At 53.7% G+C, this 11858-nt stretch carries 10 protein-coding genes and 1 tRNA gene; 4 read left to right on the plus strand and 7 right to left on the minus strand.

Annotated features, from left to right (window positions below; genetic code table 11):
• Positions 1–29: 29 nt before the first annotated feature.
• From JT718_RS19520 to JT718_RS19550, 7 genes are all read right to left on the minus strand, one after another.
• Positions 30–1238: an MFS transporter gene (locus tag JT718_RS19520; RefSeq protein WP_205504482.1), complete on the minus strand. Its 1209-nt coding sequence runs from the start codon at positions 1236–1238 to the stop codon at positions 30–32.
• 150 nt (positions 1239–1388) lie between these two features.
• Entirely contained in the window at positions 1389–1949 is a 561-nt protein-coding gene (gene pth, locus JT718_RS19525; RefSeq protein ID WP_205504483.1) for an aminoacyl-tRNA hydrolase, read from the minus strand.
• 570 nt (positions 1950–2519) lie between these two features.
• Positions 2520–3647: a trans-sulfuration enzyme family protein gene (locus tag JT718_RS19530; protein ID WP_205504484.1), complete on the minus strand. Its 1128-nt coding sequence runs from the start codon at positions 3645–3647 to the stop codon at positions 2520–2522.
• A gap of 291 nt (positions 3648–3938) precedes the next feature.
• Positions 3939–4187, minus strand: coding sequence for an ATP synthase F1 subunit epsilon (atpC, locus tag JT718_RS19535; RefSeq protein WP_205504485.1), 249 nt, complete (start codon positions 4185–4187; stop codon positions 3939–3941).
• Between the two features lie 77 nt (positions 4188–4264).
• A complete protein-coding gene (gene atpD / locus JT718_RS19540; protein ID WP_205504486.1) occupies positions 4265–5770 on the minus strand; it encodes a F0F1 ATP synthase subunit beta in 1506 nt (501 codons plus the stop codon).
• 488 nt (positions 5771–6258) lie between these two features.
• Positions 6259–6492, minus strand: coding sequence for a hypothetical protein (locus JT718_RS19545; RefSeq protein WP_205504487.1), 234 nt, complete (start codon positions 6490–6492; stop codon positions 6259–6261).
• Between the two features lies 1 nt (position 6493).
• Positions 6494–6898 (minus strand): hypothetical protein, encoded by a 405-nt coding sequence (locus JT718_RS19550; protein WP_205504488.1) that lies wholly within the window; start codon positions 6896–6898, stop codon positions 6494–6496.
• 243 nt (positions 6899–7141) lie between these two features.
• On the opposite strand from JT718_RS19550, the gene purL reads away from it, so the two are divergent.
• The 4 genes from purL to JT718_RS19570 all read left to right on the plus strand — a co-directional run bounded on the left by purL (position 7142) and on the right by JT718_RS19570 (position 11724).
• The gene (purL, locus tag JT718_RS19555) at positions 7142–9361 is read left to right on the plus strand and encodes a phosphoribosylformylglycinamidine synthase subunit PurL (RefSeq protein WP_205504489.1); all 2220 of its coding nucleotides are present in this window, start codon (positions 7142–7144) and stop codon (positions 9359–9361) included.
• A gap of 95 nt (positions 9362–9456) precedes the next feature.
• Positions 9457–9529: transfer RNA gene (locus JT718_RS19560), tRNA-Gln, on the plus strand.
• A 407-nt stretch (positions 9530–9936) separates the two neighbouring features.
• Positions 9937–10869, plus strand: a complete 933-nt coding sequence (locus JT718_RS19565; RefSeq protein ID WP_205504490.1) for a ribose-phosphate pyrophosphokinase — start codon at positions 9937–9939, stop codon at positions 10867–10869.
• A gap of 270 nt (positions 10870–11139) precedes the next feature.
• Positions 11140–11724 carry a 50S ribosomal protein L25/general stress protein Ctc gene (locus JT718_RS19570; RefSeq protein WP_205504491.1) on the plus strand — a complete coding sequence of 195 codons (585 nt, stop codon included), beginning with the start codon at positions 11140–11142 and terminating at the stop codon, positions 11722–11724.
• Positions 11725–11858 lie beyond the last annotated feature (134 nt).

Consider the following 11858-nt stretch of genomic DNA (forward strand, 5'->3'; position numbering starts at 1 on the left):
GTGCGGGTAGGGTTAAAGCACAGCAAAGGCTAGGCGGCACTCAGGCGTTTCACCACCACATAGAAGCCCAGGGCGGCGACCAGACAGAGCACGCTGGCACCCCACCACAGCGTGTCAAAACCTAGGTGGGCGATGGTGGTGGTGCCCACGTACGGACCAATAATGTGTGCCGCCGAATAGGAGAGGCTGTACAGGGCCATGTAAGAGCCCCGGTTGTGCGTGCCGGAGCGTTGCACGGTGAGCGTACTCATAAACGGCATGGCCAGCATCTCAGAAAGGCTCATGAGCAGCACCGAGACTGCCAGGACCCAAAACCCCTGGGCCAGGTTGATGATCACAAAGGCCAGCGCCAGCAGCAGCAGCCCCGCCACAATCATCTTCCAGAGGGCGTGCTTGTCGCCAATGAGGTACACGATGATCATTTCCAGGAGGAACACCAGGAACCCGTTAAACGCCAGCAGGCCGCCTATCTGCAGCTCAGACAGGCGGTACACTTGCCGGTAGTACAGGGGCATGGTGGAGAAAAACTGGAAGAAAGCCACCGCATAGAAACAGCAGAGCACCGCAAACCCCACAAAGAGCCAGTCCTGGTACGGGGAGCGCGTGGGGACTGTGGTTTTCTCCGCCGCCGCCGGGACCGCGGGCGCGTGGCCTTGTTTGTGGCGGAAGTAAAAGAAAAAGAGAGCCCCGGCGGTGAGGCAGGTTACGCCATCGGCCATGAACAGGAACTGGTAGGAAACCGTGGCCAGCACGCCGCCCAGGGCCGGACCAATAGAAAAGCCCAGGTTAATGGCCATCCGGTTGAGGGAAAAGGCGCGGGTCACGTTCTCGGGCCGGGCGTAGGAACTCACCGAGGAAGCGTTGGCCGGGCGGAGGCATTCGGTCAGGAGGCTGAGCAGAAAAATGCCGCCCGCGAACAGCGCAAACCGCTCTAACAGCAGCATCACAAAGAACCAACTGCCGCCCAGCACCAGACTGAAGAACTGCACCTTGAAGTGCCCGATCTTATCGGTGAGCCAGCCGCCCAGGAACGTGCCGCACATAGAGCCCGCCCCGAAGAGGCTCAGCAGCACGCCCACCTGCTGCAGGCTGAAGCCCAGGGCCTCGGTGAGGTACACGCTCAGGAAGGGCACCACCATGGCCCCGCTGCGGTTGATGAACATGACCGCGGCCAGGAGCCAGGCCTCTTTTGAAAGTCCGCCAAAGGCGTTGCCGTACAGGGAGAGTATGCGTTTCATGGGGAGCCGTTAGCCGCACAAAAGTAGAGAAATGCCGCCAACGCCTTCGCCAGCACCCAAAAATATGTAACCCATTTTTTACCCGTTTTGAGGCCATTGGCCAAAAAACAGCCCCGAAACGAAAGGTGCGTTCGGGGCTGCGGCAAAAGGTTACTTGTTGTAGAAGTTCATGGTGCGCTCCAGGCCAATGGTCCCGAAGGAAAGGCACATCTCGGCGGCCTTTTCAATGTAGGTGGGCAGGTCAATCAACTCGTCCGGGGAAAAAGGGCTGAGCACGTAGTCTACCTGGCGACCTTTGGAGAACTGCGCGTCCACGCCAAACCTGAGGCGCGGGTACTCATTGCTGCCCAGCGTTTCTTCAATGTGCTTGAGGCCGTTGTGCCCGCCCGCGCTGCCTTTGGCCCGCATCCTGAGCTTGCCGAAGGGCAGGGCCAGGTCATCGGTGATCACCAGCATCTGTGAGGCCGGAATCTTCAAGCTGCTCAGCCAATGCGCCACCGCCTTGCCGCTCAGGTTCATGTAAGTAGTAGGTTTCACCAGCGTGAAGTGCTTGCCTTTGTGCTTGAACTCCGTCACAAACGAGTGGCGGCCAGTATCAAAGGAAACCTCGTGCTTTTTGGCCAGGTAATCCAGCACCATAAACCCGATGTTGTGGCGCGTGTCAGCGTATTCTGGGCCAATGTTGCCAAGGCCCACCAGTAAGTATTTCATATCAGTAGGGGTGTCGTCTGCCGGCTTCGCGGCGTTCTTATCGCCAAGCCAGCTGAGGAAACGGGTAAACATCCTGCAAAGGTACGGGCTTCTTCGTTTTGGGGCTAATTTTTAGGAAACTGGCTTGAAACAGGAGCTACATTGCCTTCGAACCTTTCTATGGTACCACACGTCGTCTTTTCTTCACCAAGTAATGCTGTTTTACGCTTCTTTCGCTATCCCTACGCAAACTTTGCGCTGGCGCGAGTTTGCAACTCGTGCCTCCAGATGCCGGGTAGTCTCCTGACTACCCTCGCTGTGCAAGCAGCGAAACCAGGCATTGCAGGTGCCACTGTTTACCACTATGGCGCGGAAGTTACTTCCGTGCCTTTCATACTAACCCGAAGGCACGGATGTAACTTCCGCGCCATAGCCAAGTGTTAAGTAGAAAGTTTCAATTAATGGCTCCCGGCGAGCCTGGAGCGTTCGCTTCATCCTGAGTCACGAGTCTCCAGACTCGCGCCAGCAAAAGGAGGGATATTTCTGATTTGGGGCTGGTTTGCTGAAAACAGCCCCAAAGCAGAAGTATGCCTAAATAGCCGCCAAGGCTTTCTCCAGATCCGCAATCAGTTCCTCGGGTTCCTCGATGCCCACGGATAAGCGGATCAGGCCCACGGTGATGCCCAGCTTTTCGCGTTGCTCTGGGGTGAGGGCGCGGTGCGAGGTGCCCAGCGGGTAGGAAACCGAGGTGGTCACTCCGGCCAGGGACGGGGCAAAGGGAATGTGGGTGAGGCCGCGCATGAAGCGGTTCACCGCTTCCACATCGTCAGAGATTCTGAAAGAGAGCATCCCTCCGAATTTCCCGTTGCTTTGGGTTGCGGCCATTTCGTGCTGCGGATGATCGGGCAGGCCCGGGTAGAAGACGGCACTCACTTTGGGGTGCTGTTGCAGGTACTGGGCCAGGGCCAGGGCATTTTCTGAGTGCTGCCGAATGCGCAGTTTCAGGGTTTTCAGCCCGCGCGCGGCTAGCCAGCTCTCAAACGGGCTCAGGGTCAAACCCCAAGCCACCACAATCTGCTTGGCGCGCTGCGCATCAGCGGCCTCTTTGCAGATGACCACGCCGGCGGTCACGTCGCTGTGGCCCGAAAGGTATTTGGTCACGCTGTGGATCACCACATCGACGCCTAGCTCCAGTGGTTTGGTAATCACCGGCGAGGCGAAGGTATTGTCTACCACCAGCTTGATGTTTTGGGCCCGGCAAACCTGGGCAACCTGCGCCAAGTCCAGCACTGTCATCATGGGATTGCTGATGGTTTCTACCAGAATCAGCCTGGTGTTGGGCTGCACGTAGCTTTCAAAGCGGTACATCTCTGCCATGGGCACAAAGGTGATCTGCACGCCCATGCGGGTAAGTTCCTGAGAGAGCAATGCCGCGGAGCCGCCGTACACCTCCTCGGCACTGAGCACGTGGTCGCCTGCCTGGCAGTACACCAGCAAGGCCGTGAGAATAGCCGACATGCCCGAGGAGGTAGCCACGGCACCCTGACCGCCCTCCAACTGGTTGACCTCCTCGGCCAGTTCATCGGTATTGGGGTTGCCGTTGCGGCTGTACATGTAACTTTGGCCCGGTTGCTCAAAATAGGCTTCCAGGGCATTCAGGTCCTCAAAGGTGAAAACCGACGTTTGGTAGATGGGCGTGATTTTTGGCGAGATGGACACTTTATTAATACAGAATTAAGAATTTACAAAATAATTGAAGCTGCTCCTGATGGGTACAGTGGTGCCCTTGTTGGTGTTATCACCAACATTCCAACGCCAGAAAAGCCCAGTCTCCCCACACTAGCCAACCCACAGCCATCAACAATAAGCAATCAACAATTCTAAAGGTAAGAAGAAAGCCGATAACCTGTTAAATCCGTTTTGAGTCTGTTTTCAGAGAAACTGCCCCAAAACGCGAAAGCCCGCCTCCTTGGTAGAAGAACGGGCTTTCCTTTACGAAAACAGGAATCTTTAGGCAGTTACGGCTTCGGCCAGAACGGTGATTTTGTTGTCCAGCACCTCTACCACGCCGCCGTCAATCTGAAAGATCTGCTGAGTACCGGCGGTAGGCGTTACTCTTACCGGACCGTTGGCCAGGGCACTGATCAGGGCGGCGTGGTTGTTCAAAACCTCAAACCTACCGTTGATGCCCGGGAACTGAACCGAGGTCACGTCTCCTTCAAATACTCTCTTATCTGGGGTGATGATCTCTAAATACATCTGTTAATGTGCTAATTGGCTAATGTGCTAGTGTGCTAATTAAACCATCAGCACATTAACACATTAGCACATTAAAACTATTTCGCTTCGGCCAGCATTCTCTGTCCTTTGGCAACGGCGTCTTCAATGGTACCTACCAGGTTGAAGGCTGCCTCAGGCAGGTTGTCATGCAGACCGTCCATGATCTCGTTGAAACCGCGGATGGTGTCTTTGATGTCAACCAGTACCCCTTTCAAGCCGGTGAACTGCTCGGCTACGTGGAAGGGCTGAGACAAGAAACGCTGCACACGGCGCGCACGGTGTACCACCAGTTTATCTTCTTCAGACAATTCGTCCATACCCAGGATGGCGATGATGTCTTGGAGTTCTTTGTAACGCTGCAGAATCTCTTTTACGCGCTGAGCCGTGTTGTAGTGCTCCTCGCCAACGATGTCTGCCGTTAAGATACGGGAAGTAGAATCCAGAGGGTCTACCGCAGGGTAGATACCAAGCTCAGAGATTTTACGAGAAAGTACAGTGGTAGCATCCAAGTGAGCGAAGGTGGTCGCTGGAGCAGGGTCAGTCAAGTCATCGGCAGGTACGTAAACAGCCTGTACAGATGTGATGGAACCACGCTTGGTAGACGTGATACGCTCTTGCATGGCACCCATTTCCGTAGCCAGCGTTGGCTGGTAACCCACCGCAGAGGGCATACGACCCAAGAGAGCCGATACCTCAGAACCTGCCTGGGTGAAACGGAAGATGTTGTCAATGAAGAAAAGGATGTCACGGCCTGAACCGGTACCATCGCCATCGCGGAAAGACTCAGCAATGGTCAGACCAGACAAGGCTACACGGGCGCGGGCCCCTGGCGGCTCGTTCATCTGACCGAACACGAAGGTAGCCTTAGACTCTTTCAACGCATTGGCGTCTACTTTGGAAAGATCCCATCCGCCGTGCTCCATAGACTCCATGAACTCGTCACCGTATTTCACAATGCCAGACTCAATCATCTCGCGCAGCAAGTCGTTTCCTTCGCGGGTACGCTCACCCACGCCGGCAAACACAGAAAGACCACCGTGGCCTTTGGCGATGTTGTTGATCAACTCCTGGATCAATACGGTTTTACCTACCCCGGCACCCCCGAACAAACCAATTTTACCCCCTTTGGAGTAAGGCTCAATAAGGTCAATTACCTTGATACCGGTGTACAGAACCTCGGTAGAAGTAGAAAGGTCCTCAAACTTAGGCGCGTTGCGGTGAATAGGCAGGTCTACCTGGCTAGCAGGCTGCGGAATACCGTCAATGGCATCGCCAATTACGTTGAACAGACGGCCTAACACGTTATCGCCGGTAGGCATAGAGATAGGAGCCGCCAAGTCAGTTACTTCCATGCCGCGGGTCAAGCCCTCGGTTGCATCCATTGCAATGGTGCGTACCCGGTCTTCGCCTAAGTGCTGCTGGGTCTCCAGTACCACGCGGGCACCGTTCTCCTTCACCACTACCAGAGCATCCATGATGTTGGGCAACTTAGAATTCTCACCCGAGAAGCTTACGTCCACCACCGGACCGATCACCTGGGTAATTCTGCCAATATTCGCCATTTGGTTGGTTTATAAGAATTTAGATAGATACAGACTAGTTTCAGGTTGCAAAATTACTGCTTTCCGTCCTGATTTCCATAGAAGTAGGAAAAAATGTTTGCCTAATACTTGTGCCGCGGCGCAGGATTGTGAGAAGCCGTTTCCGGCGGGTTTGGCGCAAAACAGACCCAAACCGCTGCGGCCCTGGTTTACAGCACGTTTGCTGAAAATGCCAGTGAAACCAGGAGGTCTGGCTGAGGCCTGGAGGAAAGTGCTTGGGAAAGGAGTAGAGGTGCCTGGTTGCTTTAGGCCGGTTCCCTTTGGCGGTGGGTGGTTTATATAGAACCGTCGGGCTTTGTCCGGAAGTGAAATTAGGGTAGAACGTACACGTTGGGGCACTTGTAGGTTCTTCGTCGGCCCGGAATGGTAAAATGCTGGGGCTTCGCTCCGGGCAGGGGAGACAGACCGTATTCTTTCTGCTGCATGAAAGTACAGGCGGCAAGCGGGCGTTACGCGGCCGGGAACACCGCGTGCTTCGCTTCCTCCGGCGTTAGGTTTAAGGAGTCCATGGCGCGGCTCCACTCATATTCACTTCTCAGATGGATGAACACATGGTTGCCGTGCTGCACCTTGCGCACGTCTTCCAGCACCCGGGTCAGGCGGGCATCGGTTGGCGTCAGTGTATACGTGTAGATGGGCGAGGCAGACCTGAAGTAGAACCAGAGGGTGATAGCGTTATCCATGTTAGAAGCGGCTCAAAGAAAGTTTGAAAAGAGAAACAACGTGGCGCCAGCTAACCCCGGGGGCGTTGGTCGGCCTGGTTTCAGCCGACGGCTCCGGGTGAAGCGGCCAGCTGGTGATGGCGGGCAGCGGGGTGGGCTTCCGGTTTTGGGCTTTTTTGCGCAAAAGGCTCCTGAAACGCACGTGGCGGTTGGTGCCGCCAATGGCCGGGAAGATACGCCGGGCCTGCCTGAACTCCCGGGGGTTGGCAAGGTACAGGCAGTAGTGGTCGCCTCTGGGGGCTACCGGCAGGCTGTCTACCAGCCAGGCCAGGTACTCGTCTTCCGGTTCCAGCAAGAGGGTAGCAATAGGCTGCGCCGAAGGATAGTATACTTCTAATCTGATCTTGGTTTCCAGTTGGTTTGCCATAAGCCTGCGCCCCTAAAGGAGGGCTCTGGTAAGTTTACGGACTTGCCCGGCGGCAAACCAGCGCCCTGCTCAACCTTAACCAAACCTTAATGCTGGGGCCATGCCTGGTTAACCTGCTAGAAACAATTTCCTTACTTTGGGGGCGTTTTCTTGAAAACAAGCCAAAAACGTTCTTGCCAGAGGGCAGTGCCTTGTAAAAGAAATCTTTATTTTTGCCCTTTCTTAACCAAACCAGCTTTCGCTTTGGAAACCCAGACCTTGCCTACCGTAGATACCGCCCAGAAACTGGGCCTTCTCCCCGAAGAGTTCGACCGCATCAAAGAAATCCTGGGCCGCACGCCCAATTTCACTGAGCTGAGCATTTTCTCAGTGATGTGGTCTGAGCACTGCTCGTACAAAAACTCCATTGTATGGCTCAAGACCCTTCCCAAAGATTCACCGCGCATGCTGGCCAAAGCCGGAGAGGAAAACGCCGGTCTGGTAGACATCGGGGACGGTTTAGCCTGTTCTTTCAAAATCGAATCCCACAACCACCCATCGGCGCTGGAGCCGTACCAGGGCGCTGCCACCGGAGTAGGCGGCATCAACCGCGATATCTTTACCATGGGAGCCCGGCCCATCGCGCAGCTGAACTCCCTGCGTTTCGGGAACCTGAACTCAGACAAGACCAAGCGCCTGCTGCGCGGCGTGGTGAAAGGAATCGGCGACTACGGCAACGCGTTCGGTATCCCAACGGTGGGGGGCGAGCTGTTCTTTGACGATTGCTACAACGTGAACCCGCTGGTAAACGCCTTCTCCGCCGGTATTGTAGAGGTAGGCAAAACCGCCAGCGCTACGTCGCACGGCGTGGGCAACCCGGTATTCATCATCGGTTCTGCCACCGGCAAAGACGGTATCCACGGCGCGGCCTTCGCATCTAAAGACATCACCGAAGACTCCGTGAACGATTTGCCATCGGTACAGGTAGGCGATCCGTTCCAGGAGAAACTGTTGCTGGAAGCTACCCTGGAAATCATTGAGACAGGCCGGGTAGTGGGTATGCAGGATATGGGTGCCGCCGGTATCACCTGCTCTACCTCAGAGATGAGCGCCAAAGGCGAGAGCGGTATGGAGATCTGGTTAGACAAAGTACCTATGCGCCAGGCCAACATGCAGCCGTTTGAGATTCTTCTTTCTGAAAGCCAGGAACGCATGCTGGTAGTGATGGAGAAAGGTGCCGAAGACCTAATTTACCAGATCTGCGACAAGTGGGATATGTCCTGCGCCCAGATTGGCGAGGTAACCGATACCAAGCGCCTGCGCTACTACGTGAAAGGCGAACTGGTAGCCGATGTACCTGCCGAAGACTTAGTATTGGGCGGCGGTGCGCCGGTGTACCACAGAGAGTACCGCGAGCCCGCGTATTTCGCTGAGTCCAAGAAATTCACCATTGACTCCGTACAAGAGCCAACCGACTATAAAGCCGTAGCCGAGTTCCTGGCCACGCACCCCAACATTGCCTCTAAGCGCTGGGTGTACAAGCAATATGACTCCATGATCGGGACGGCGACCCTCACCACCAACCGTCCCGCCGATGCCGGCATTGTGAAGGTGAAAGGTTCAGACAAGGCCATCGCCATTACCGTTGACTGTAACAGCCGCTACGTAAACGCCGATCCGGAAGAAGGAACCGCTATTGCCGTGGCCGAAGCCGCCCGTAACATTGTGTGCGCCGGTGGTGAGCCCGTAGCTATTACCAACTGCCTCAACTTCGGGAACCCGTACGTGCCGGAAGTATACTGGCAGTTTGTGGGCGCCATCAAAGGTATGGGCAAAGCCTGCACCGCGTTTGGTACGCCTGTGACCGGTGGTAACGTGAGCTTCTACAACCAGTCATCAGACGAAGGTCCGGTGTTCCCAACGCCAACCATAGGCATGCTGGGCATTGTGGAAGACAAGGCGAACACCATGACCTTGGCGTTCCAGAACGAGGGAGATGCCATTTACCTGCTGGGCGATCCGCAGAATGACATCGCCTCTAGCGAGTACCTGTATTCTTACCACAACGTGAAACTGTCTCCGGCCCCGGCTTTTGACATGGAGAAAGAGTTGGTGCTGCAGAAAACCGTGAAGAACCTCATTGAGGAGAAACTGATTCAGTCGGCCCACGACTGCGCCGATGGTGGTTTGTACATCACCTTGCTGGAGTCGGCCATGCCTAATGAGTTAGGATTCTCCGTTACTACTGACGAAGACTTCCGCAAAGACGCCTATTTATTCGGCGAGAGCCAGGGCCGCGTAGTGGTGAGCGTGAAGCCAGAACAGCAAGCCGTCTTTGAGCAATTGGTGTCTGGTAATGGTTTGACATTCAAGAAAATTGGCGATGTAACTGCCCGCTATTGCGAGGTAGACGGCGAGGTTTTCCATGCCATCCAGGTGATCAAAAACAGCTATGACACCGCGCTGGAGCGGATTATGGAATAATTTTTTTTAAAAATTTTCACTCCAGAGTTTGCACTGAAAAAAATCTTGTATACCTTTGCATCATCAAACGACAACAACAGGTTGTCAGATGAAAATGTCCGATGGTGTAACTGGCAACACGTCTGATTTTGGTTCAGAAGAGTCCAGGTTCGAAACCTGGTCGGACAACCTTGAAAAACCTCTGCCTCTCCAAGAGACAGAGGTTTTTTCTTTTATTACCGGCTGCGTTTGTAAGATTGCTGTAACAATCCAGGGCTGTAGTGTTCATTCCGTTTTGGAGGTGTTTCTCCCAATTGGAGGCAATTCTGGGCGGCAGGCGCACTTCTGCTTTGGATATTCCTATCTGTGGCAAGCTTGGCAAGGAAGATTGAAGAGATCGGGAAAGCCGGCGTGTTTCTCTAGAGTGGTGAAATATTTAAGAATCAAATATTTAGCTGAGAGAAGGAAGGATGAGATGTCCGTATTTCTACCCCGTAAATTCCTGAAATAGTACTACTTATTTTTTGGCTACTTCGTTTGAGCCTAGCAAAATATAGAGTACTTTTGCGACTTCAATCGGCAACCTCTCTATTTCAATGAGCCCTACGGTTAAGATTTTCTCCGGCACAAATTCTCGGTATTTCGCTGAAAAAGTGGCTGATGCTTACGGCCTGCCCCTTGGTGACCTAACGGTACAGCATTTCTCTGATGGGGAAATTTCTGTTCACTTCAATGAGTCGGTTAGGGGGTGCGAGGTATTTTTGATCCAATCCACGTTTCCGCCGGCAGATAACCTGATGGAACTGATGCTGCTGGTAGATGCCGCCAAGCGTGCCTCGGCCCACAAGGTGATTGTGGTAATGCCGTACTACGGTTATGCCCGCCAGGACCGGAAAGACAAGCCTCGGGTTTCCATTGGGGCCAAGGTGATGGCCAACGCCATCCAGTGCGTAGGCGCTGATCGCCTCATGACCTGTGACTTGCACGCCGGTCAGATCCAGGGGTTCTTTGACATTCCGGTAGACCACCTGGATGGTTCAGCCATCTTTGTGCCGTATCTGCGCAGCCTGAACTTGGGCCAGGACCTGATCTTTGCTTCTCCAGATGTGGGAGGGGTGGTGCGTACCAGAAGCTTCGCCAAGGTATTTGGCGTGGAGATGGTAGTCTGCGACAAGCACCGCAAGCGCGCCAACGAAATCGCCTCCATGCAGGTGATTGGCGATGTGGAAGGCATGGACGTGGTGCTGGTAGATGACCTGGTAGACACTGCCGGAACTATTACCAAAGCCGCCGAGTTGTTGCGTGACAAAGGCGCGAAGAGCGTACGGGCTATTGCCACCCACGGGGTGTTGTCTGGTCCGGCGTACGAACGCATTGAGAACTCGGTGCTGGTGGAGCTGGTGATTTCAGACACCATTCCATTGAGGCGCGAGAGTTCTAAAATTAAAGTGCTTACGTTCTCAGACCTGTTTGCCCGGGCCATCAGCAACGTGGTTACCCATGATTCCATCAGCTCGCTGTTTATTTGATTGCTGATTGCTGAGGAGTTGGAAGTTGTTGGTGATAACACCAACAACGGCAAAAGTTGCTGAGGATACCACCCGCATCGGCAAGAACCCAGAACGTAGACCTGAAAGCGTTAAGAACAAGGTCAAAACTGTAGTACTGAAAGCCCTTGTAGGTGGTATCACCAACAAGAAGAAAGGCAGATTAAAGCAAAAGAGATCTTGTGTCTTACATCTTGATACTTGTGTCTCTCTTAAAAGAGTTTTTTTATTTTTTATTCATAACCAATTTTTATGCAAAGCTTAGAGATTATAGGGTTTAAAAGAGCAAATCTCGGTAAATCCGAAGCTAAGGCGCTTCGTGAGGAAGCTCAAGTTCCATGTGTGTTGTACGGCGGTGCTGAGCAAGTTCACTTCTCTGCCCCTGCTATCCTGTTCCGTGACTTGGTTTACTCTCCAGACGTTTACCAGGTTGACCTGAACATTGAGGGAACACACTACAAAGCCATCATGCAAGACCTGCAGTTCCACCCAGTAAACGAAATGTTGCTGCACGTGGACTTCTTATTGCTGCAAGATGATAAAGAAGTGAAAGTTGATGTACCAGTACGTTTCGTGGGTACTTCTCCAGGGGTAATGGCCGGGGGTAAACTGGTGACCAAACTGCGCAAGCTGCGCGTGAAAGCGCTTCCGGCTAACCTGCCAGATTCCATTGCGGTAGACATCTCTGACCTGGAGTTGGGTAAGTCTATCAAAGTGAACAAGATTGCTCCTGCCAACTACACTATCTTAACCAACCCACTTTCACCAGTGGCAACGGTAACCATCCCAAGAGCTCTGAAGAGCGCTCAGACCGAAGAGAAAAAAGGCAAGAAGTAATCCCTGCTTTTTCAAGCTTCTCAAAAATCCTGTTCTGCTTTCTGCGGAGCAGGATTTTTTTTGTTAGAAGCAGGATTGACGGGATTTCTCGGATTGATCAGGATTAGGAATGATGGGATTTTAGGATTGACCGG

The sequence above is a fragment of the Rufibacter psychrotolerans genome, assembly GCF_016924645.1.
GTDB classification, from domain to species: domain Bacteria; phylum Bacteroidota; class Bacteroidia; order Cytophagales; family Hymenobacteraceae; genus Nibribacter; species Nibribacter psychrotolerans.

What these genes read in the sequence shown, in the direction of transcription:
- JT718_RS19520 (WP_205504482.1), bottom strand. Translation starts at nt 1,238, where the DNA reads ATGAAACGCATACTCTCCCTGTACGGCAACGCCTTTGGCGGACTTTCA.
- pth (WP_205504483.1), bottom strand. Translation starts at nt 1,949, where the DNA reads ATGAAATACTTACTGGTGGGCCTTGGCAACATTGGCCCAGAATACGCT.
- atpC (WP_205504485.1), bottom strand. Translation starts at nt 4,187, where the DNA reads ATGTATTTAGAGATCATCACCCCAGATAAGAGAGTATTTGAAGGAGAC.
- atpD (WP_205504486.1), bottom strand. Translation starts at nt 5,770, where the DNA reads ATGGCGAATATTGGCAGAATTACCCAGGTGATCGGTCCGGTGGTGGAC.
- JT718_RS19545 (WP_205504487.1), bottom strand. Translation starts at nt 6,492, where the DNA reads ATGGATAACGCTATCACCCTCTGGTTCTACTTCAGGTCTGCCTCGCCC.
- JT718_RS19550 (WP_205504488.1), bottom strand. Translation starts at nt 6,898, where the DNA reads ATGGCAAACCAACTGGAAACCAAGATCAGATTAGAAGTATACTATCCT.
- JT718_RS19565 (WP_205504490.1), top strand. Translation starts at nt 9,937, where the DNA reads ATGAGCCCTACGGTTAAGATTTTCTCCGGCACAAATTCTCGGTATTTC.
- JT718_RS19570 (WP_205504491.1), top strand. Translation starts at nt 11,140, where the DNA reads ATGCAAAGCTTAGAGATTATAGGGTTTAAAAGAGCAAATCTCGGTAAA.